Source organism: Rhodobacterales bacterium HKCCA1288 (assembly GCA_015693905.1).
Lineage (GTDB): Bacteria > Pseudomonadota > Alphaproteobacteria > Rhodobacterales > Rhodobacteraceae > M30B80.
Genome location: CP065161.1, coordinates 193317 through 214586, shown reverse-complemented (window position 1 = coordinate 214586; position 21270 = coordinate 193317). Strand labels below are relative to the sequence as shown.

Genomic DNA, 21270 nt, shown 5'->3' with positions numbered 1-21270 from the left:
TTATTTTAATCGGGTCGGTTAGCCGCGTGACCACCACCCGCGCTTCTTTGGCCCCTCAGGCGCAGGTTCTGCGGCCTGTGGCGCAGACACCGCCTCGACAGTCGCGTCTGGCGCAGATGGCACCTCGGCCACAGGTTCGGCCTTTTTCGCAGGGGTTTTACGGCTGCGCGTGGCCCGCTTGGGCTTTGGCGCCTCTTCCGCGGGCTCTGGGGCCTGTTCGGCCTCAGCCACCGACACCGTTGCCGCAGCGGCCTCTTCAGCGGCTTTCTCGGCCTTGGTTTTGCGACCACGGCGCTTTGGTTTTGGGGCCTCTTCCACCGCTGCCTCTACCGTTGCCTCTGCAGGTGCTTCTGTGGCGGGATCAGATGGTTCTGACGCGGCTACCGTCTCTGCCGATGCGTCAGATTTGGTTGACTTGCGACTGCGGCGGCGCTTTGGCTTTTCCTCAACCTCGGGCGTGGCCTCTGCCTCCACTGCGGGCGAGGCATCAGCCTCAGACGCGCCTGCACTCTGTTCTGCAACCTCTGGGGCCTCAGGGCCCGCTTCGGTTGTGCGGGCCTCGTCCCCCTCGCCCCGATTGCGGCGGCGGCCACGGCCACCACGGCGGCGGCGGCGGCGTTTCTTGCCCTCGCCCTCTTCGCCTTGTGCCTCGGGGCGGTCTGCCTCAGGTGCCTCGGTGATATCAATCTCATCCGCAGCATCGGCTTCGGCGGCTTCGATTTCCTCCATCAGCCCTGCATCCATCGAAACAACAGGGCTTGCAGGGGCGATGCGGCGGGTGGCTGTTTTGAATTTTTCAATCCGATAATCGGGCGTGATCATCGCAGGATCGGCCTCGACACGGATCGAAACCCCATAGCGCGCCTCAAGATCAGCGAGGTATTCGCGCTTTTGGTTCATGATGAAATTCACAATGCCCACAGGCGCAGTCAACAATAACTCGCGCGAGCGGCGGCGGGTGCTTTCCTCTTCCAACTGACGCAGAATTGATAGGCCCTGACTGTCATCAGAACGCACAAGCCCCGTGCCGTGGCAGTGATGGCAGGGCTGTGTCGTGGCCTCCAACATCCCAGGACGCAGACGTTGGCGCGACATTTCCAACAGGCCAAAGCCTGAGATACGCCCAACCTGAATGCGCGCGCGGTCGGTTTTGAGGCGATCTTTCAGCCGCTTTTCCACAGCCAGATTGTTGCGCCGATCATCCATATCGATGAAGTCGATCACAATCAGACCCGCCAAATCGCGCAGGCGCACTTGACGCGCCACCTCTTCGGCAGCCTCAAGATTGGTCTTAAGCGCGGTTTCCTCAATAGAGCCTTCCTTGGTCGCGCGCCCCGAGTTCACATCAACCGCAACCAAAGCCTCAGTGATGCCGATGACGATATAGCCGCCCGATTTGAGCTGCACGACAGGGTTGAACATATCAGCCAAGTAACCCTCGACCTGATAGCGCGCGAAAAGCGGCAGACTGTCCGCATAATGTTTCACGTTTTTGGCATGGGACGGCATGATCATTTTCATGAAGTCCTTGGCTTGGCGATAGCCCGCCTCGCCTTCAACCAACACCTCGTCAATATCGCGATTATAGAGATCGCGGATCGAGCGGTGGATCAGATTACCTTCCTCGTAAATTGGCGCAGGCGCTATCGAGCGCAGGGTCAATTCGCGCACCTGTTCCCATTGGCGCTGCAAATATTCGTAATCGCGCTTGATCTCGGCCTTGGTGCGTTGGCTGCCCGCGGTGCGGATGATCAGACCCGCGCCCTGCGGCACCTCCATCGATTGCGCGATTTCCTTTAGCTTTTTGCGATCCGAAATATTGGTAATCTTGCGGCTGATCCCGCCACCGCGCGCGGTATTGGGCATCAAAACACAATAGCGCCCAGCAAGGCTGAGATAGGTGGTCAGGGCAGCACCCTTATTGCCGCGTTCCTCTTTGACGACCTGCACCAGAATAATCTGGCGCACTTTGATCACTTCTTGGATTTTATATTTGCGCGCGCGCGGTTTGCGCACAGGACGAATATCTTCATGATCATCATCATCGGCGATGGTTTCGGCCTCGGCGGGGGCGGTGGCGTCCTCCTCAGATGCGCCATCTTCGATATCGGCCTCAACCTCAGGATCGGCATCGCTCTCAGGGGCGGCCGTGTCCGTCAGGGCCGCATCAAGCGCCTCATCTACCTCCATCTCAGATTCAGTCTCAGCATCCGCGTCCAGATCAATCACATCCATGCCCGAGGGCGTGCTGACCTCGCCTGTGGCAATCGCATCACCTGCGGCGGCCTCTGCACGGGTGTCCGAGGATTTGCGGCGGCGCGAGCGGCGGCGTTTGGGGGCGGATTTCTCCTCCTCATCGGCTTCGGCCTCGGCGGCCAATTCCCGCTCCTCGGCCAAAAGCGCCTCACGATCCGCTTTGGGGATTTGATAATAATCGGGGTGAATTTCGGAAAAAGCCAAGAAACCGTGACGATTGCCGCCATAATCCACAAAGGCCGCCTGCAACGAGGGCTCAACCCGCGTCACCTTTGCCAAATAGATATTTCCTGCCAGTTGCCGCTTATTCAGCGACTCGAAATCGAATTCCTCGACCTTGTTTCCATCTGCCACAACAACGCGGGTTTCCTCCGCGTGGGTGGCATCGATAAGCATTTTCTTTGCCATGGGTTCCTTGCACATCCCCGCGCTGCGCGCACCCCAGAGGGTCGCGTGAGAGGGGGATATTGTCCTGAAAGGGCGATGACGCGGACAGCAGGATGGGCGGGCGCGGCATGGGCCGCCCCGTCACTCACTTGGCTGATCTGCACGCGTTTCATCGCGATTTATCTCCGAAGCTGCGCGTGCACTCGCCCGCGCCTCTCCCATTATGTCCCGCTTGCGCGGGGGGTTAGATGGGCCTGAGGGCAGCACAAGGGCGGCGGTCAGGCTTTGGCATCCTGCCCTCTCTCCCGCGCGGGTTTTCGGACGCGCTTCAAGAAGGGGGCAGATAAACTTTGCAGATGTCCAGCTGGCTCAAACCGCCAGATCATCCCAATCACCATAGAGGCAGAGCGGGGAAGAGGGCAATGGGTTTTTTTTTTGGGGGGGGGGCAACGATGTATAAAGATGAAATCATTTTGGTCGGCGATCGGCCCTTAGGAGACATTCGCCGCCATAAACGATTCCGTAGCGCAGCTTCTCCAAAGCGGATACTCATCAGACCAGTTCTAAAGAACCCACAATTGTTGCTATTCGAGACAGCAACGCTTGAACTTTTTCCCACTGCCGCAAGGACATGGATCGTTTCGTCCAGTATTCCGGTTTGCGAATTGGGAAGGCAGTTCATCTAACTTTTGGAGAGGCGCTGCTTTGGACGTGATTGCCTCAAGTTCAAAGTCGAATGTGTGTAGCGAGCGAACCTTGGCACCAAAACGTGGTTTCCCCGTCGTCGGTTCAAGTAAAAGCCCAAACCACTTTCCCGCACGCTGGGCATACTTGCGATATAGCATGTGAGAACGCAGCTTATCAGAAGCTCCCTGATCTGGATCAGCATTCACATGTATGCTCAGACCAGCGTCTCGGTGCTCTAATGGGATAGTCAGGTCATGCTGCCTGCCAGTACGGCCAGCATCCCTGATCATGACATCAAGTGCGGAGCTCATTTTTCGAAAGGAATCTTCACCCATCTCCAATATGGATAAGCCCATACCGACACAGAATTGATTGGGATCATGTTCAACCTCCGCAACTATTTTGCCAAGGCGGGTGTTTTGGAGTTTCGTAAGTATGCCTTTGGGCGTGTCGTTGCCTGGTAAACCGTCCCTTCGCACGGTCATCGCCGCATCAAGATCACTTGCTACACTGTCGTCCAGCAACAACATGTTGTAAGCGTCATCAACCCATAGGCTCTGTCGCAGATAGTAACCAAACGTAGCCAATTCGTTTGTAACCAGGATCTTTTCTCCAAACTGCGCCCTCAATGTGATGTAGCTGAGGAAACGCAGTGGGGACGGCAACATTTCAGTGGCCACGTCGATCAGGAAGAGATCGCAAACCAGTGGCGCTCCAATCAGGCTGTCAGTCGTGGATTTGAGAAACGATCTCGCCTGCATAGCCAATGCCGGATAATGATCCGCCAAGACGCAGACTGGGTAGACGCGCTCAATTTGCGAAAGGTCAGGTTCCCGTCCATCTTGACATACGTAACGGACGCCTTCCTTCGGGATCGTCCTCGCACATGCGACTGCTTGATCGTACGCATTCTGGACAGCACGTCCAAAATCTTCTTTCAGCTTTTCAAGCTTTCCCTTTCTGGCTGGATGGGTGAGACGCTGAGATTTCGCCTGAAAGATGATTGCGTACTCGCCAAACACGACCAAACAATCCATTTCACCTACTCGGTTCTTCCCATCGTAGACATCTACGTTGGCAAAGACAGCCTCTTTTCCAAATATCGAAATGAGGCGCTCAGTCAGAAATTTCTCAGTGAATTCACCGCGATTCCTCAAGGCGGCAGGAAAATACTGTTCGTCCTCCAAGAACCAATAGAAGGGGCTGTCATAGACAGCCTCCACAAGTGGATAATATTGAAACAGGTACCGAGCACCGTCCGGAGCTTGCAGTATAGGTGCTACAGCCACCTCATTGAAATCATCAATCTGCGAGTAACCTTTATGACCATTCTCCATTTGGTATGTGAAGGCTGAAAGGAACTTGGAAACAGTCTCCTTTGTCTTGCCACATCGATCAGCAATGTCATCAATATCGAGCCGAAAACCCTCCAAAACAGTCCACTCCGAAGGTGGCTTATTCCTCAATCCGTTTAGGGTGGTGGTGATTATCTGATTTTGCGAAGTAAACAGGGCTCGGCAGATTTCGCGCGCGTCAATAGGCGAATATCCTTTTTGCTCTACGAGCCAGTCACTGTCTTGTCCATACCGCTAGCACGCCATGTCTCGAAACTGAAAAACATATGCAGACTCCGCTGCATAGAAGACCGCTTCCCTAAGCGCTTCACCAGTGGAAGTTGGGTCAAACCCAGATTGAACTGCTTCAGCTGACATGCCCGCATAAGCATCTGCCCTCATTCTGTCGTGGTATTCGGCAAGAAGACTATCCGATGACTCGATCAACTCGTTCATTGTCGCCGGTTCTGGGAGTGACCAATCAAGGTCTGCTTTGACCATGCAGCCGATGAGGGCATTGATTTCGTTGCGGATCAGCCGCTCGAACGGTCGCACTTTTGCAAAGTCTTTTCCCGAAACATCCTTTGTGTAGCGGATGACATTGTCTCGGAAGCAAAGGTAAGCAATGGCATGCACATAACCTGGGCGCGTGCAAAGTTTTACAAGGTCTTCAAATATCTCGCGCTCAGTTCTCGGTTCTTTTTGCACGTTACCACCATGGTAAATCTAAAAAATGGATTCATCATAATACTTTAGAATACTGCATCTATGGATCGGGGGAACTCGTCCTTGGGCGCGGTTCCGAGAGTATTGTGAAGCTCCAAGCAAATGCCTGCTTTGACCAACTGGCCTTAACACTTTCGCCTGTGCAGCGAACTTCCACTTCCCGCCCATATCGCCCCCCCCTCACAAATAATCCGACCTGCTCAACCCGTATTTCGCCATTTTCTCGTTCAGGGTGCGCCGTGGTAGGCTGAGTTCCTCCATCACGGCAGCGATGGAGCCGCGGTGGCGGCGCATGGTGTTGTCGATCAGCATCCGCTCGAACGCCTCGACATATTCTTTGAGGGGTTTGCCCTCGCCCATATCCTGCGGCACCACCTCGGTCGTGTCGTTCATCAACAGCGCCGTGATCGAGGCCGCGCCACGGCGGGCTTGCAGCGTGGCGCGTTCAGCCAAGTTCAGCAATTGACGCAGGTTTCCCGGCCATGGGGCCTGCAACATCTGCGCGGTCTCTTGGGCATTGGGGTGGATCGGGTCGGTGCCGTATTCTTCGGCGTAATTTTCAGCGAATTGTGCGAACAGTGTCAGCACATCCTCGCCGCGCTGCCGCAAGGGGGGCAGCGCGATGCGCATCGCGGCCAAGCGGAAAAACAGATCGGGCCTGAGCGCCGCCTCGCAGCCCGCGGCCCCTTCGGCCCCGTTACAAATGGCAATGATGCGCAGATCGCGGCCCGCGCTTTGCGCCTCGTCCAAGGCCGAGAGCAGCCGCGCCTGCAGCGCATCGCTGAGGGTTTCGACATCCTCAAGCACCAATGTGCCGCCGCGTGCGGCCTCTAGGGCGGGACGGGCCAGATCGTTTTCTTCTGCGCCAAAGATCAGGCTGCGCAACTGCGCCTCGTCCTGCGCGCCACAGGTGACGGTGACAAAGGGTTTGCCCGCGCGGGGGCCGACCGCGTGCAGGGCATGGGCGACAAGGGTTTTGCCCGTGCCCGTCTCGCCTGTGATCAGAACGTGACCATCGGCTTGGCCAAGGTCGAGAATATCCTCGCGCAGCCGTTCCATCGCGGGGCTTGTGCCCACCAAGCGGCGCATGATCCCTGTGCCATCGCTGAGTTCCCGCCTGAGCGAGCGATTATCAAGGGTCAAACGCCGCGCTTGGATCGCGCGTTTGGCAAGGCTGCTCATCTTTTCGGGATCAAAGGGTTTTTCGAGAAAATCAAAAGCGCCGATGCGCATCGCCTCGACCGCCATTGGCACATCGCCATGGCCCGTGATCATGATCACTGGCAGGCTGTGATCGATAGAATTCAGCCGTTTGAGAAAGGCCATCCCATCCATGCCGGGCATACGAATGTCACTGATAACAATGCCCGCGAAATCGGATGTGATCTCTTTGAGCGCCTCTTCTGCGCTGCCATAGGTTTCGGTTTCAAACCCAGAAAGGGCCAACCATTGGCTGATCGATTGGCGCATATCCTGCTCGTCATCGACAATCACAACTTTCATTCCAACCCGATCCTTTCGCCGCCTATTCTGCGGCCCCCTTTATCTGATGACGCGGCAGCCTGATTTCAAATACCGCGCCGCCTGTGTCGCTGTTGCGTGCGCGCAAACGGCCCCCAAAATCAGTGACAATGCCCGAAGAAATCGCAAGGCCAAGCCCCACCCCTTCACCAGGCTTCTTGGTGGTGTAAAACGGCTCGAAGAGTTGATCTAAATCTTCGATCCCTGCCCCGTTGTCACGCACCGAGAGAACCGCCTCATCCCCTTCGGCCAAAAGGATTTCAATGCGCCGCGTCTCTTGGCCTTTCATCGCATCAAGGGCGTTGCGCAACAGATTGATTATCACCTGTTCCAACCGCACGATATCGCCCAAGATCATCACAGGCTGATTGGGGATGATTTGTGCAATTTCCACCTTCATCTGCCGCATTTGCGGCTCCATCATGGTCATCGCGCCTGTGATCGCATCGCGCAGATCAACGGGGGCAAAACTGTCGCCGCCCTTGCGGGCATAGGATTTGAGCTGCCGCGTGATCGCCCCCATGCGTTCAATCAGATCGTCAATGCGCTGAAAGGAGGACATCGCCTCATCAGGGCGGCGGCGCTGCAACAGCAATTTCGCCCCTGCCAGATAGGTTTTCATGGCCGCAAGCGGTTGGTTCAACTCATGGCTGACAGCAGCGGACATTTCCCCCAAAGCGGCCAATTTCTGGCTCTGCGCTAGCGATAATTCGGCCTGCTCCAAATCGCGCTGCGCTTTTTCGCGCTCGGCAATCTCGCGGCTGAGGCGGTCATTGAGGCGGCGCAATTCCGCACTTTCGCGTTGAAACACGGCCGTTTGCAACCGCGCGCGGCGCGACAACAGGTAAAACGCGCCAGCAAGCACAAGGGCAAAGCCCATTGTCAAAAGGGCCAATACCCCGTTCACCCGCTCACGCACCGAGGCATAGGCAGTGTAGGACACGATTTCCCACCCGCGAAAGGGCATATCTTGGGCAAGGCGCAGCGTGTCATCGCCAAACACATACCCCTCCTCGCCAAAGGCCCAATCGCCCGCATTCTCAATGGCGCGGCGAATGGCCGATGGGGCATCTTGGCGGGCCAAGGCATCCGCCTCAATCAAGCCACGCCAACGGGGTTCGGTTGCCAAAATGATCTCGCCTGACCCTTGGGTGATGAACACAGCCTCGGATGCCCCGCGCCATTGTTCGACCACACGGGCCAAGTTCACCTCGACCATGATCACGCCTAAAAGCTGATTGTTATCAGTGATATGGCGCGAAAAGGTAAAGTCATACCGCCCAGTGGCAGGTTCGTTTGAGGTAAAGACCGTATCTGCGCTGCGCACCGCTTGCACAAAAAAGGGCTCGCTTGCGCGCAATTCCCCAAGCCGCGCGCGGTCTGTCGCAGCAACAACACGGCCCGAGCGGTTTAGAAGCACAAAAGAGGCCGCCCCGATTTCATCCAAATAAGAAATCAGGCGTTGTGAGGTGGCCGTAAATTCCCCCTCGCGCAGCGCGGTGATGAGGACAGGGTCGCGCGATAACAACAGCGGCACGACAGAGCTGCGCTGTAGCTCTGACATGATCGTGCCAGAATAGAGCGCCAATCGAATTTCTGCGCGGTTGCGGGTGCTTTCGGTCAGGCGCTCGGTCAAAAACAGGTTGGCCGCCCAGATGGTGACGATAAAGCCCACCAAGAACAGCGCCAAGAAAAGGCGTAAAACCCAAACGCCACTGAGGCGTGGTAAGGCACGCAAGCGGCGGGGTTCAAGAGTGGGGCGTGTGTTTAGGCTCATGGCGCAAACCTACGCGCGCCCTGCAGGCCAGACAAGAAGATTAGATCACGCTTGCGCGATGTCTTGCCGATGGCAGAGCCGCGCTAGGCCGCAACCAAGGCCTGTGCCAAACCAGCAAAAACGCCTGCACCATCCGTGCCGCCATGCAATGGCTCGCAGGCGCGCTCGGGATGCGGCATCATCCCCAAAACGCGGCGGTTTTCTGACAAGATGCCTGCAATATCCTCGACCGCGCCATTGGGGTTTTCGATATAGCGAAATGCCACCTGGCCCTCGCCGTTCAAGCGCGCAAGCGTCTCTGCATCGGCTTGATAATTTCCCTCATGATGCGCGATTGGCACCTCGATCACAGCGCCCTGTTCATAGGCGGTGGTGAAGGCGCTTTGCGTGTTTTCCACGCGCAACCCAACCGTTTCGCAAATATAGCGGGTCGACATATTTTGCAGCAGCGCACCGGGCAGCAATTTGGTCTCCGTCAAGATTTGGAACCCGTTGCAAACCCCAAACACATACCCGCCCCGATCCGCATGGGATTTTAACGCGCCTGAAATGGGCGATTGCGCGGCAATCGCGCCGCAACGCAAATAATCGCCATAAGAAAACCCGCCCGGAACACCGACCAAATCCACCCCTTCAGGCAGTTTGGTGTCCTTGTGCCAGACCATATCCACGGAAAAGCCCGCCTGTTCAAAGGCGCGCTTCAGATCGCGGTCACAATTCGATCCGGGAAACACAAGAACGGCGGCTTTCATCTTTGGGGGTTCCTTTCGTCAGGACGTAAAATCAGTGATGACCGCCACACCGGGCGGTGTTGGGCCATTAAATGCGGCAAGCTCGGCCCCTGTTTGCGAAAGCGGGATTTCCCGCGCAATCAGGGGGGACATATCCACCCGCCCTGCCTCGATCAGACCCAAGAGACTTGGATACCGCCAAGAGGGCATGCCACGCGTGCCGTAAAGGGCCAGATTGCGCATATAGACCGTGTTCATATCAATCTGCATCTGGGCTGTATGCCCTACGGGCATGCCCACCTGGACATGACGCCCCAAGGGGCGCAAACATCCAATAGAGCCTGCAACCGTGGCCTCGATCCCGAGGGCCTCGATGCCGACATGTGCGCCGCCCTTGGTGATTTCGATGATCTTGGCCGCGACATCGCCATCACGGGCGTTCACCCCTGCATCAATACCCAAAGACAGGGCATGGTCGATCTTTTCCTGCACGACATCTACGACAACCACAAAAGCCCCAAGCGCCTTGGCCAAAATCGCGGCAGAAAGGCCAATGCCGCCCGTGCCATGCACCGCGACCCATTCCCCCGCCTGCACGGCCGCGCGCCCCGTCAGCGCGTGCCATGATGTTGTCACACGACACCCTAGCCCCGCCGCAACAGTCGGTGACAGCGTTTCGGGCAAGCGCGCAAGATTATGATCAAAAGGAACGGCGACATATTCGGCAAAGGCGCCCGGCTCAGTAAAGCCCGGCAAGCGTTGATTGGGGCAGGTATGACCCGCGCCAGATTGACAGGTCGGGCAAGAGCCGCAGGAGAGAATAAAGGGGGCAACCAAACGATCCCCCTTTTTGTAGGTGGCGCGCGGTCCTGCTTCGATCACTTCGCCGCAATATTCATGCCCGCCGATTTGACCGGGTTTGATGCGTGGGTGTTCCCCCACCCAACCATGCCAGTCAGAGCGACAAACACCACAAGCCAGAACTTTGAGGATCACCCCGTCTTCGGGGCATTCAGGGTCTGACACAGTCTCAATCGACAGGTCTTTGTTATATTCACGCAGGATGGCAGCACGCATCGACAGACCCCTTTAGCTGATCGCGATTTGGTAGCTTTCGATCACAGTATTGGCCAAAAGCTTTTCGCACATCTCGCGGATTTGGTCTTCGGTGGTGCCATCGGCCAGATCAAGTTCGATCACTTTACCCTGCCGCACACCCGAAACACCCTCAAAGCCCAAAGCGCCCAGCGCATGGCGCACCGCCTCGCCTTGTGGATCAAGAACCCCCTGCTTCAACATCACGGTCACGGTTGCGCGCATTGCTTTTGCCTTTCTGTCTACGTTCTATCTGCGAAGCGGGGCTTCGCTTAATTCACCAATGTCGGGCCTGACACCGTGCCCTGATCAGGCAAAACGCCAAGGCGCTTGGCCACCTCGGTATAGGCATCTGCTAAATCGCCCAAATCACGGCGGAAGACGTCTTTGTCCAACTTCTGGCCCGTTTTCATATCCCACAGGCGGCAGCTATCGGGGCTGATTTCATCGGCCACGATCAGGCGCATATAATCGCCCTCCCAAATGCGGCCAATTTCGATTTTGAAATCCACCAATTTGATGCCGACACCCATCATCAGGCCAGACAGGAAATCATTCACCCGCAAGCCCAAGGCGACCATATCGTCCAAATCTTGCTGACTAGCCCAGCCAAAGGCAATGACATGTTCTTCGGCCACCAAAGGATCACCCAGCGCGTCATCCTTGTAGTAAAATTCAACAATCGGGCGCGGCAGGGCTGTGCCCTCCTCAATCCCCAATCGCTTGGAAATCGAACCCGCGGCGACATTGCGGATCACCACCTCAAGCGGGATGATCTCAACGCTGCGGATTAACTGCTCGCGCATATTGAGGCGGCGAATGAAATGGGTTGGAACGCCAATTGCATTCAGACCCGACATGAAAAATTCGGACAGGCGATTGTTCAACACGCCTTTGCCGTCAATCGTGGCGCGCTTTTCCGCGTTAAAGGCGGTCGCGTCATCCTTGAAATATTGCACCAATGTGCCTGGCTCGGGGCCTTCATATAGGATTTTCGCCTTGCCTTCGTAGATTTTTTTGCGCCGTGCCATGATGTCTCCAATCCCTGATCTGCGGGAGGCAGGTGGTGGTCTGAGATCGAGGGCGTGCTGCAACGCCGCATCTGGCCCAAACCAATGCTGCGCCCCGTTCTCTCTTGCTCGCGCAATAGACCAAAGCGCGCTGTGTCGCAAGTTGGATTGCCAATCACCGCTTGCGGCCAAAACCCTGCTAAGGCTATCACAGGGATAAACCGCAAGCTCACCGCCCAAGGAGACAGATTAATGAGCACATTTGACGACCGTGAACACGCGTTCGAAGCAAAATTCGCGCATGATGAAGAAATGAAATTCAAGCTTGAAGCGCGCCGCAATAAACTGGTGGGCCTATGGGCCGCCGAAATCTTGGGCAAAACGGGCGATGAGGCCGAGGCCTATGCCAAAGAGGTGATCCGCGCTGATTTCGAAGAAGCAGGCCACGAGGATGTCATCGGCAAGCTGAAGGCGGATTTGGGCGATAAAGTTTCGGAAGATGAGCTGCGCGCAAAATTTGAAGCGCTCTTGATCGAGGCCAAGACCCAATTGGTGAACGAGAATTAATCACCACCCCTGCCCCAATTCTGCGCACCCCGTGCATCTGTTGCGCGGGGTGTTTCTTTTTTGACCTCGCAGATTTTTCATAAAGATCATGTGGATTTTCGGGCTTGCATCATTGCCCCAGAGGGGCCATGTCGCAGCTGATGTGACACAAGGAATTTCATTATGTCGAACCGTTTGCAGACCCTTTTGGAAACCCGCGATTGGCTGATGGCCGATGGCGCAACGGGCACGACCCTCTTTAACATGGGGCTGCAATCGGGCGATGCGCCAGAATTGTGGAACGAAGATCACCCTGATCGCATTGCCGAACTCTATCGCGGGGCCGTCAATGCGGGATCCGATATCTTCTTGACCAATTCCTTTGGTGGCACGCGCGCACGGCTGAAATTGCATGATGCCCAAGATCGCGCCTTTGACCTAAATCGAATTGCCGCAGAGATCGGCCGCGAAGTCGCTGATGCCTCTGGCCGCGAGGTGGTCGTTGCAGGGTCCATGGGGCCAACGGGTGAGATCATGGTGCCAATGGGGCCTTTGACCCACGAGGCCGCCGTGGAGATGTTCCATGAACAGGCCGAAGGGCTTAAGGCAGGCGGTGCGGATGTATGTTGGGTCGAGACAATCTCAGCCCCCGAAGAATACGCCGCCGCAGCCGAAGCGTGCAAACTAGCAGGTATGCCATGGTGCGGCACCATGAGCTTTGACACGGCAGGGCGCACGATGATGGGTGTCACCTCCGCCGCGATGTCGGATTTGGTTGAGAAACTGGATCACAAACCTTTGGCCTATGGTGCAAATTGCGGTGTTGGGGCCTCGGATTTGATGCGCACGGTTCTGGGCTTTCGCGCCTCGGGCAACGAGCGCCCCGTGATTGCCAAGGGCAATGCAGGCATCCCCAAATACGTTGATGGCCATATCCATTACGATGGCACCCCCGAGTTGATGGCCCGTTACGCCGTTCTAGCCCGCGATGCAGGGGCCAAGATCATCGGGGGCTGTTGCGGCACCCAACCTGTCCATCTTGCGGCAATGCGCAAGGCGCTGGAAGAAACCCCGCGCGGCGCCGTTCCAAGCCTTGAACAGATCGCCGAAGAGTTGGGCGGCTTTTCCTCAGGATCGGATGGCACGGATGGCAATGGCCCGCAGCGCCGCGAGCGCACAGGCCGCCGCCGCAGCTAATTTGGTATGCAATCGCATGGGCAAAGGTCGCCTGCGGCGGTCGTGATGTCGTAAATTTGCGCGTCTGGTGGCGCGAAGAGCTTAGGTAATCGTTCAAACGCTATCGGCTGAGTGCCGCTTCAGGAGACGCTTGAGATGTCTGACGAAAATGATGAAATCATCCTCTCAGAACTGGACGATGACGAACTTGTCCAACAAATGTTCGATGACCTCTACGATGGTCTAAAAGAAGAAATCGAAGAGGCGGTTAACATTCTGCTTGAGCGCGGATGGGCCCCCTACGACATCCTGACCAAGGCCCTGGTGGGTGGTATGACCATTGTGGGTCACGATTTCCGTGATGGCATCTTGTTCGTGCCCGAGGTTCTGATGGCGGCCAATGCGATGAAGGGTGGCATGGCCATCCTTAAGCCGCTTTTGGCAGAAACAGGCGCCCCCCGTATCGGCAAAATGGTGATTGGCACGGTAAAGGGCGATATCCATGATATCGGCAAGAACCTTGTCACCATGATGATGGAAGGCGCAGGTTTTGAAGTGGTTGACCTTGGTATCAATAACGCGGTCGAAGCCTATCTTGAAGCCTTGGAAAAAGAGACCCCCGACATTCTGGGGATGTCCGCACTTTTGACAACGACCATGCCCTATATGAAGGTCGTGATCGACACGATGAAAGAGCAAGGCATCCGCGATGATTACATCGTGTTGGTCGGCGGCGCGCCCTTGAACGAAGAATTTGGCCGCGCGATTGGCGCAGACGCCTATTGCCGTGACGCGGCCGTGGCCGTGGAAACCGCCAAGGAGTTCGTTCTGCGCAAACACAACCAAATGGCCGCGCATTAAGCGATTATGACAAAGCCCGCCCTGCATCTGCCAGATGACGACACGTTACGCGATAGCGGCGTTTCAGCATCTGGCAGGGGGCGGGTTTTGCTTTTGGCCTGCGGGGCCTTGGCGCATGAAGTTTTGGCGATCAAAGCGGCCAATGGGTTTGACCATCTCGACCTGCAATGCCTGCCCGCCATTCTACACAATCGCCCCGAATTGATCCCTGACGCGGTTGAAGCGGCGGTCACGCGGGCGCGTGGGGATTACGACAGTATCTATGTGCTTTATGCCGATTGCGGCACAGGCGGGGCTTTGGCCGCGCGCTGTGCCGCGCTTGGCGTTGACATGCTCGAAGGCCCACATTGCTACAGCTTTTTCGAGGGCAATGCCCGCTTTGAAGACTTGGGCGAGGTCACTGCCTTTTACCTGACGGATTTCCTTACCCGTCAATTTGACGCTTTTGTTACCCGCCCTCTTGGCCTCGATAAACACCCCGAATTGCGGGATATCTATTTTGGCAATTACGAAAAGCTGGTTTATCAGGCGCAGACAGATGACGCCGCCCTAACCGAAAAAGCCAAAGCCTGTGCCGATTTTCTCGGCCTTGCTTTTGAACGCCGCTTTACGGGCTATGGTGATCTTGAAACGGCCCTGAAAAAATGGGCGGATTAACCCCGCGCTTCTGCCGCCAATAGGTGGATGCGTTCGACCATGGCCCGCAACCCGTTTGAGCGCTGCGCAGAGAGGTGGTCATTCAACCCCAACCGCGCCAATTCTGCCCGTGGATCAACCGCCAAAACCTCGGCAATGCTCAGGCCCGCATAAAGCGCGTGCAAGACCGCAATCAAGCCCCGCACAATCATCGCGTCACTTTCACCTTGAAAGTCGAACCGCGCTTCTGGCCCCTGCCCTTCGATCCGCGGCATGATCCAGACCTGCGAGGCGCAACCATCCACCTTGGTGGCGGGAACGCGCATCGCCTCGGGCAAGGGCTCCATCGCTTTGCCCAATTCGATCACATGGCGATAGCGGTCTTCCCAATCGTCCAGAAATTCGAATGTTTCTGCGATTTCCTCAAAGCGTTCGCTGGCCATTCTTCCCTCATTCTTCTGTCACCTCCCCCTGACCTAAAGCGCAGCCCCCCATTCGTCCAGAGGCGCTTTTCAAAACCGCCCTGATAGGGTAGCACTCAAAGGGTAATGCTTTGCCAAGAGGGGCCAATATGCTGCGCACTGCCATTTTTGCTGCGATGATCTTGGGGCTTGCGGGCTGTTCCACGCGGCTGAACCCCTTCAACTGGTTCGGAAATGACCGCCAAGAGCAGCGGATCGAGGTTGTGCAGGTCGAGGAATTTGTCGATCCACGCCCGCTTGTCGCAGATGTCATCTCGCTTGAGGCGGATCAGGTTGACGGCGGCGCCATCATCCGCGCCGTAGGACGCGCAGAACGTCAAGGTTATTGGGAGGCCGAACTGGTCGAGATTTCCAATGAGGACGGGCTCATGCTGTTCGAATTCCGCGTGGTTCCCCCGCGGGATGACACGGCAGAAGGTGCGCCGCGCACTCGCGAAATTCTGGTCGGCACGTTCCGCAGCGCGAATGAACTGCGCGGTGTCACACGGATCAGCGTGCAAGGGGCCAATAATCGCCGCACGGTGTCGCGTTAAAGTTCGAACAAAACTACTTTGCTGCCTTTGACACCAAGGCCCACATCGCCTTGAACAAGGCGCAATGCGTCCTCGCCAAAGACCTTACCGCGCCAACCTTTGCGCCACAGGCCATCCAAATGGCCAGACGCGATATTGTCCAAATCCGCGCTGGACGCGATCAGCTTTTGTGCAACGCCCGCTTCATCGGCCTTGGCCTTGAGCAAGACACGCAGCAAATCCGCCAAGGCAGGGTTAAGGTCGCTGCGATCTGGCCCATTTGGCAATTTGGGGAATTTTTCGGGCGGCGTGTCCATGCCGCGATTGACCGCCGCAATAATGCCTTCCGCAATATCGCCCCGCCGCGCCTCGCGCAGCAATAGGCGCGATTTCGACAAATCCGCCAAAGAGCGCGGCTTGGTCGAGGCCAATTCCATCAAGGCATCATCCTTGAAGACGCGCGAGCGCGGGATGTTACGTTCCTGCGCATAGGCCTCGCGGAATGTGGCCAATTCACGCACAACCGCCAAAAGCCTTCCCGAGCTTGAGCGCATTTTGATCCGCATCCACGCGTGATCTGGATTTACGATATAGCTGTCTGCATTGGTCAGCTGCGCCAATTCTTCCTCCATCCATGCACTGCGCCCAGATCGGGCCAGTTGCGCGGACAGATATTCATAAATCTGGCGCAGATGCGTGACATCGGCCAAGGCATAGGTTTTTTGCGCATCAGATAGAGGACGCCGCGACCAATCGGTAAAGCGTGAGGATTTATCAAGCGCGGCCTTGGCAATTTTGCGCACCAAAGTTTCATATCCCACTTGATCGCCAAATCCGCAGACCATTGCGGCCACTTGCGTATCAAAGAGAGGCGCAGGCACGAGCCCGCCCTCCACATGAAAGATCTCGAGATCCTGCCGCGCAGCATGGAACACCTTGACCACATCAGGATTGCGGAACAGCTCATAAAGCGGCTCAAGCGACATGCCTTCGGCCAGCGGGTCAACCAAAACCGCACCACTGTCATCCGTGCCCGGCATCGCCAATTGAACAAGACACAGCTGCGCATAATAGGTGCGCTCGCGCAGGAATTCAGTGTCAACGGTCACATAAGGGTGCTGTGCGGCGGCCTCGCAAAATTCGGCCAATTCGGATGTGGTTGTCAGCGTCTTCGGCAAGGGCGTTACTTCTTCAATTTTTCCGCGATACACGGGTTTACGAAAAGGCGCAGGAAAAGGAAAGCCCCCCTCTAGATCAGGGCGCAGCATCCTCAAAGATCAGCGGGCTGCGATCCCCCGCAGCAAAGCGGCGTAATACGGCAGGGTAAAGGCGATGCTCCTGCACCAAAACCCGCGCGGCCAAGGTTTCGGGCGTATCCCCCGCCACCACAGGGACGCGTGCCTGCCCCAAGATCGGGCCATCATCCAAATCCGCGGTCACCTCATGCACTGTGCAGCCTGCGATATCATCCCCTGCCTCAATCGCGCGGGCATGGGTATGCAGGCCGCGATATTTGGGCAATAGCGAGGGATGAATATTCAGCATCCGCCCCTGATAGCGGGCCACAAATTCAGCGGTCAAAACCCGCATAAAACCCGCAAGCGCAATGATATCAGGCTGATATTGGTCAAGCGCCTTGGCCATCTCAGCCTCAAAGGCCGCGCGATCAGCCCCAAAAGGTTTGTGATCCACCACCACTGTTGGCACGCCTGCGGCCTCTGCCTTGGCCAGACCGCCCGCATCAGGGATATTCGACAAAACCACACAGGCCCGCGCGGGGTGATCCCCCGTCATTGACTTGAGCAGTTCCACCATATTGGAACCGCCCCCTGAAATCAGGATGGCGACCCGTTTCACGAAAGCGCGCCCTCATGGGTCACGCCAGAGCCCGCCTCAACCACGCCAAGCCGTGTCACGGTTTCACCCGCAGCCACCAAGAGCCGCGCAATGGCATCGGCCTCAGCCGCATCGACTACCACGCACATCCCAATCCCTGCGTTAAAGGTCTTGAGCATCTCGCGCGTCTCTATCCCGCCTGTTTCGGCCAACCACTGGAACACGGGTGGCAGACCCCAAGCGCCCAAATCAATCCGCGCGCCAAGCCCCTGAGGCAGGACACGGGGCAGGTTCTCGGTCAAACCACCGCCCGTGATATGGGCCAACCCATGCACCCCGCCTGCGCGGATCGCCTCAAGAATAGGCTTCACATAAAGCCGTGTTGGGGCCAAAAGCGCGGCGCCAAGGCTTGTCTCAGGGGCGAAGGGCGCGGGGTCTGACCATGCCAAACCCGACACATCAACAATGCGGCGCACCAAGGAATAGCCGTTTGAATGCACCCCGTCCGAGGCCAAGCCAAGGATCACATCGCCCGCCGTGACATTGGCAGGCAGGCTTGCGCCACGTTCCATCGCGCCAACGGCAAAGCCCGCAAGGTCGAAATCGCCTGCGTCATACATACCAGGCATTTCGGCGGTTTCCCCCCCAACCAAGGCACAGCCCGATTGCGCACAGCCCTCGGCAATCCCTTCGATGATCCGCGCAGCCTGATCTACCGCCAATTTGCCCGTGGCAAAATAGTCAAGGAAGAACAAAGGCTCCGCCCCTTGGCAGACCAGATCATTCACGCACATCGCCACCAGATCAATGCCAATGGTGTCCACCGCGCCCGTATCAATCGCGATGCGCAGCTTGGTGCCAACCCCATCGGTGGCGGCGACCAAAATCGGGTCATGATATCCTGCAGCCTTGAGATCAAACAAAGCCCCAAAACCGCCCAGTCCCGACATCGTCCCCGCTCGCGCAGTCGCGGCAGCGGCAGGTTTGATCCGATCAACAAGCGCATTGCCCGCATCAATATCAACACCCGCTTGGGCATAGGTGAGACTGTTTTTGGGCGCTTGCGCATCTGCGGGCATTGATCGGGCCTTTCATCAGGGGGCGTGATTTTCCGCCCTGATACCGATCTTCGCCGCCTTCGTCCATAAGCGAGTGATCCAATACTTGACCCCCTCGCATTGGCGCAGTAACCCAAGCCCTACGGGGGCCTGTAGCTCAATTGGTTAGAGCAGAGCGCTCATAACGCTTTGGTTGCGGGTTCAAGTCCTGCCGGGCCTACCATCCTCCCCCCAGCACGGCTATCGCGGTAGAATGATGTCTGCTTTCAATCCGCCCAGATCGGCGCTTTTCCCCAAAGTCAGCCGCCCGCCATGCCGTCGTGCAATATCTTGCGCAATCGCCAAACCCAATCCAACGCCCGAGCCGCGATTTTGGTTTCGCGCCACATCCAACCGCACGAAGGGGCGCATCGCCTCCTCGCGCTGATCTGCGGGGATGCCTGGCCCGTCATCTTCCACAGAAATGCGCCATTGGCGCGGCGTAAGCGACAAGGTCACACGCGCCTCGCTGCCATATCGCTGCGCATTTGAAATCAAATTGCCAAGCGCACGGCGCAGCGCCGCAGGTCGGAATGTGGCCGTATAATCCTGAAGCATCCCACTGTTCGAAGAATGGGCAAAGTTGATCTGCGCCCCTGACCGCGTGGCATCCGAGACAATCTCGCGCAGGAATTTATCAATATCCAATTCCGCCAAATCATCCAATGCATCGCCACGCGCGAAATCAAGAAACGCCTCGAGCAGGGTTTCCATCTCCTCGACATCACGGCGCAGGGCCGTCACATCTTCGCTTTCCTCCATGACACTGAGACCCAATTTCATCCGCGTCAGCGGGGTGCGCAAATCATGACTGACACCTGAGAGCATCATGGTGCGCTGCTCGATCTGGTTTTCAATACGATTGCGCATATCGAGGAAGGCGCGGCCCGCACTGCGCACCTCCAATGCCCCTGCGGGGCTGTAATCCACGATGCGGCCTTTGCCGAAATCCTCTGCCGCCCGCGCCAAGCGGCGAATGGGGCGCAGTTGGTTGCGTAGAAAGAGAAACGCCACAGTAGTCATCAAAATGCCCGTAAACACCATCAAGACCAACAATTGATGCGGGTTCGAGGCCGATACACGCCGCCGTGCAATCTCGGCATCCACGCGCGTGCCATCGGCAAGACGCAGCCCGATCATCACTTTGCGATCATCGGTGATCAGATCAATCCATGTCACCTCAGGCACCGCACGGCGCAAAACCTCAATCACACTGCGCCCTGAGAGGTCATAAAAGGCGCGCGCCTCCAGTCCACCGCCCTCAAATGGCTTGTCCCCACCCTCAAAAAGGCTGATCTCAAGCGGGGCGGCCACACTGCGACCTGCCCAAATCCCGCCGCGCTCAATCTCTTGGATGATAAAGCGCAGCTCAACCGCCAACCCCTCCATCATCTGACGCGTCACCCCGTCAAAATGGCGCTGCAAAAACGCCGCAGAAACCACAAGCTGGATCGTCAAAATTGGCACAAGCATGATCAGCGCAGCCCGCCCATAAAGGCCGCGTGGCAGCATTTTCTTGATCAATCGCGTCAACATAGGCCATCTATAGCCGCGGCCCGCGCAAAGCGCCAAAGGAAAAACACGCCCGATGATGACCGAGCATGGCTCACTTTTGCGCAGCATCTGCGCCCCAAACCCTTCGCCCATGACGGCAGAAGGCACATTGACCTATATGCTGGGGGAAAGCTCTATCGCCGTGATTGACCCCGGGCCTGCATCAGACCAGCATTTGGCTGCTATCCTCGCGGCCGTGCCGCAGGGCGGGCGGATCACCCATATTTTTGTCACCCATGCCCATTTAGATCACAGCGCCCTCGCCCGCCCTTTGGCCGCGGCGACACAGGCGCCCATTTTGGCGGCAGGCCCATGGGATATGGGGCGCAGCACGCTGCCTGATCTGGGCGGTGGCGAGGGGGTGGATCACGGCTTCATCCCCGACATTGCCCTGCCCGATGGGGCCGTGATCGAGACAGAAGACTGGCGCATCACTGCCCATCACAGCCCCGGACATATGGGCAATCATATGAATGTCGCATGGCAAGATGTCGAATTTTGCGGCGATATCGTCATGGATTGGTCAAGCACCTTGATTTCCCCGCCTGATGGTCATTTGGGGGCCTATTTGACCTCGCTCGCCGCGATCGAGGCGCGCGGGCCAAAACGGCTTTTGCCCGCCCATGGGGCCGCGATTGCGAACCCCCGCGCGCGCTGTGCCGAGTTGCGCGCCCATCGCGCGATGCGACACGGCCAGATTCTTTCTGCCCTCACAGCAAACCCGCGCAGCCTCAGCAGCCTGCGTGCGGAAATCTACCCCGATCTTCAGCCCCTGCTGCACCCGATGGCTGAGCGCAACATTTTGGCGCATCTCATTGGATTGATTGAAGAAAACCAAGCAAAACCAGATAGCCCCCTCAGCGCCGAGGCAGGTTTTTCCAGAATTTGATCCAAAGAACGATTTTTTCGCCCCAAAGCACTGGACGCGCAAAAATCGTCTTGCTATACGGCCCAACGTGTTCCGGCGTAGCTCAGCGGTAGAGCAGTTGACTGTTAATCAATTGGTCGTAGGTTCGATCCCTACCGCCGGAGCCAATTTTCCTGAA

General features: G+C 57.2%; 20 protein-coding genes and 2 tRNA genes. 8 read left to right on the top strand and 14 right to left on the bottom strand.

Features of this window, described 5'->3' with window-relative positions:
* Positions 1-18: 18 nt before the first annotated feature.
* The 9 genes from I3V23_01060 to I3V23_01020 form a co-directional block, all read right to left on the bottom strand.
* The gene (locus tag I3V23_01060; GenBank protein ID QPI85635.1) at positions 19-2664 is read right to left on the bottom strand and encodes an Rne/Rng family ribonuclease; all 2646 of its coding nucleotides are present in this window, start codon (positions 2662-2664) and stop codon (positions 19-21) included.
* Between the two features lie 563 nt (positions 2665-3227).
* Complete coding sequence (locus I3V23_01055) at positions 3228-4763, bottom strand: SEC-C domain-containing protein (GenBank protein QPI85634.1); 1536 nt, start codon at positions 4761-4763, stop codon at positions 3228-3230.
* 156 nt (positions 4764-4919) lie between these two features.
* Positions 4920-5372 carry a hypothetical protein gene (locus tag I3V23_01050; GenBank protein QPI85633.1) on the bottom strand — a complete coding sequence of 151 codons (453 nt, stop codon included), beginning with the start codon at positions 5370-5372 and terminating at the stop codon, positions 4920-4922.
* Positions 5373-5570: 198 nt separating this feature from the next.
* Positions 5571-6893 (bottom strand): sigma-54-dependent Fis family transcriptional regulator, encoded by a 1323-nt coding sequence (locus I3V23_01045; protein QPI85632.1) that lies wholly within the window; start codon positions 6891-6893, stop codon positions 5571-5573.
* Positions 6894-6915: 22 nt separating this feature from the next.
* Entirely contained in the window at positions 6916-8688 is a 1773-nt protein-coding gene (locus I3V23_01040; protein ID QPI85631.1) for a sensor histidine kinase, read from the bottom strand.
* Positions 8689-8771: 83 nt separating this feature from the next.
* On the bottom strand, positions 8772-9440 hold the full coding sequence (gene purQ / locus I3V23_01035) for a phosphoribosylformylglycinamidine synthase subunit PurQ (GenBank protein QPI85630.1): 669 nt from the start codon (positions 9438-9440) through the stop codon (positions 8772-8774).
* Positions 9441-9458: 18 nt separating this feature from the next.
* A complete protein-coding gene (locus tag I3V23_01030; GenBank protein ID QPI85629.1) occupies positions 9459-10496 on the bottom strand; it encodes an alcohol dehydrogenase catalytic domain-containing protein in 1038 nt (345 codons plus the stop codon).
* A 12-nt stretch (positions 10497-10508) separates the two neighbouring features.
* Entirely contained in the window at positions 10509-10739 is a 231-nt protein-coding gene (gene purS, locus I3V23_01025; GenBank protein ID QPI85628.1) for a phosphoribosylformylglycinamidine synthase subunit PurS, read from the bottom strand.
* A 47-nt stretch (positions 10740-10786) separates the two neighbouring features.
* Positions 10787-11545, bottom strand: a complete 759-nt coding sequence (locus I3V23_01020) for a phosphoribosylaminoimidazolesuccinocarboxamide synthase (GenBank protein QPI85627.1) — start codon at positions 11543-11545, stop codon at positions 10787-10789.
* Between the two features lie 231 nt (positions 11546-11776).
* Here I3V23_01020 and I3V23_01015 point away from each other — a divergent pair, with 231 nt between their 5' ends.
* The 4 genes from I3V23_01015 (at position 11777) to I3V23_01000 (ending at position 14764) form a co-directional block, all read left to right on the top strand.
* Positions 11777-12091, top strand: coding sequence for a DUF1476 domain-containing protein (locus I3V23_01015; GenBank protein ID QPI85626.1), 315 nt, complete (start codon positions 11777-11779; stop codon positions 12089-12091).
* Between the two features lie 162 nt (positions 12092-12253).
* Positions 12254-13267 (top strand): betaine--homocysteine S-methyltransferase, encoded by a 1014-nt coding sequence (gene bmt / locus I3V23_01010; GenBank protein QPI85625.1) that lies wholly within the window; start codon positions 12254-12256, stop codon positions 13265-13267.
* 135 nt (positions 13268-13402) lie between these two features.
* Positions 13403-14107 (top strand): B12-binding domain-containing protein, encoded by a 705-nt coding sequence (locus I3V23_01005; GenBank protein QPI85624.1) that lies wholly within the window; start codon positions 13403-13405, stop codon positions 14105-14107.
* Between the two features lie 6 nt (positions 14108-14113).
* Complete coding sequence (locus I3V23_01000; GenBank protein ID QPI85623.1) at positions 14114-14764, top strand: DUF1638 domain-containing protein; 651 nt, start codon at positions 14114-14116, stop codon at positions 14762-14764.
* Here the strand turns inward: I3V23_01000 and I3V23_00995 are convergent.
* Positions 14761-15186, bottom strand: coding sequence for a SufE family protein (locus I3V23_00995; protein ID QPI85622.1), 426 nt, complete (start codon positions 15184-15186; stop codon positions 14761-14763). The genes I3V23_01000 and I3V23_00995 overlap by 4 nt on opposite strands.
* 128 nt (positions 15187-15314) lie before the next feature.
* Here I3V23_00995 and I3V23_00990 point away from each other — a divergent pair, with 128 nt between their 5' ends.
* The gene (locus I3V23_00990) at positions 15315-15758 is read left to right on the top strand and encodes a hypothetical protein (protein QPI85621.1); all 444 of its coding nucleotides are present in this window, start codon (positions 15315-15317) and stop codon (positions 15756-15758) included.
* Here I3V23_00990 and rnd read toward each other — a convergent pair.
* From rnd to I3V23_00975, 3 genes are read right to left on the bottom strand one after another with little or no spacing between them, the layout of a single operon-like run.
* On the bottom strand, positions 15755-17005 hold the full coding sequence (gene rnd / locus I3V23_00985) for a ribonuclease D (GenBank protein QPI85620.1): 1251 nt from the start codon (positions 17003-17005) through the stop codon (positions 15755-15757). The genes I3V23_00990 and rnd overlap by 4 nt on opposite strands.
* Positions 16992-17594: a phosphoribosylglycinamide formyltransferase gene (locus I3V23_00980; protein ID QPI85619.1), complete on the bottom strand. Its 603-nt coding sequence runs from the start codon at positions 17592-17594 to the stop codon at positions 16992-16994. Before I3V23_00980 ends, rnd begins: the two co-directional genes overlap by 14 nt.
* Positions 17591-18652: a phosphoribosylformylglycinamidine cyclo-ligase gene (locus tag I3V23_00975; protein QPI85618.1), complete on the bottom strand. Its 1062-nt coding sequence runs from the start codon at positions 18650-18652 to the stop codon at positions 17591-17593. The genes I3V23_00980 and I3V23_00975 overlap by 4 nt, the downstream gene beginning before the upstream one ends.
* A 125-nt stretch (positions 18653-18777) precedes the next feature.
* Here I3V23_00975 and I3V23_00970 point away from each other — a divergent pair.
* Positions 18778-18854, top strand: a tRNA-Ile gene (locus I3V23_00970).
* A gap of 17 nt (positions 18855-18871) precedes the next feature.
* On the opposite strand, the gene I3V23_00965 is transcribed toward I3V23_00970, so the two are convergent.
* Positions 18872-20203, bottom strand: a complete 1332-nt coding sequence (locus I3V23_00965; protein QPI86619.1) for a HAMP domain-containing protein — start codon at positions 20201-20203, stop codon at positions 18872-18874.
* A 58-nt stretch (positions 20204-20261) separates the two neighbouring features.
* Between I3V23_00965 and I3V23_00960 the strand changes: the two genes are divergently transcribed.
* Positions 20262-21113: an MBL fold metallo-hydrolase gene (locus I3V23_00960; protein ID QPI86618.1), complete on the top strand. Its 852-nt coding sequence runs from the start codon at positions 20262-20264 to the stop codon at positions 21111-21113.
* A gap of 71 nt (positions 21114-21184) precedes the next feature.
* Positions 21185-21259, top strand: a tRNA-Asn gene (locus tag I3V23_00955).
* Positions 21260-21270 lie beyond the last annotated feature (11 nt).